Source organism: Paraburkholderia sp. BR14320 (genome assembly GCF_040948665.1).
GTDB classification, from domain to species: domain Bacteria; phylum Pseudomonadota; class Gammaproteobacteria; order Burkholderiales; family Burkholderiaceae; genus Paraburkholderia; species Paraburkholderia youngii.
Genome location: NZ_JBFPKG010000281.1, coordinates 1 through 386, shown reverse-complemented (window position 1 = coordinate 386; position 386 = coordinate 1). Strand labels below are relative to the sequence as shown.

Sequence of the window (386 nt, the reverse complement as noted above, 5' to 3'; positions counted from 1 at the left end):
CGGAGGTCGCAGCTGGACCAGAATGAAGCTCGCGCGTGACAGGATTAATGACGGGCACTGCGCGAACGAGGCCGAAGAAATCGGAGCAATTAAGCAAATGGGAGGGGGAAGTTGCGGCGAGCACCGTCGGCTGTCGGCGGCTGAACTTCGTCAGATGCATCGCGCCCTGCCAGCTTTCCAAGTGAAAGAATCGAATGAGGACCACCACTACGTTGTCCTTGGTGATTGGCGGGATCGGACAGTCGGAGATCACGCGGTGGTGATTGATCCATGGCAAATGATCAAAAAAGTTCACACATACGGCGAGCGGATCAATACAACCGAGCCGGTGCGACTTTTCACTATGCCACCCGGGCCGCCTGAGCCCAACGATGCACTTTCCGCGG

The 386-nt window shown here is 57.3% G+C and carries 1 protein-coding gene; it reads left to right on the top strand.

What is annotated here, in order from left to right; genetic code table 11:
* Nucleotides 1-22: 22 nt before the first annotated feature.
* Nucleotides 23-386 (top strand): hypothetical protein (locus AB3X89_RS40320; protein WP_368588071.1); only part of this gene is annotated, 364 nt, incomplete at its 3' end.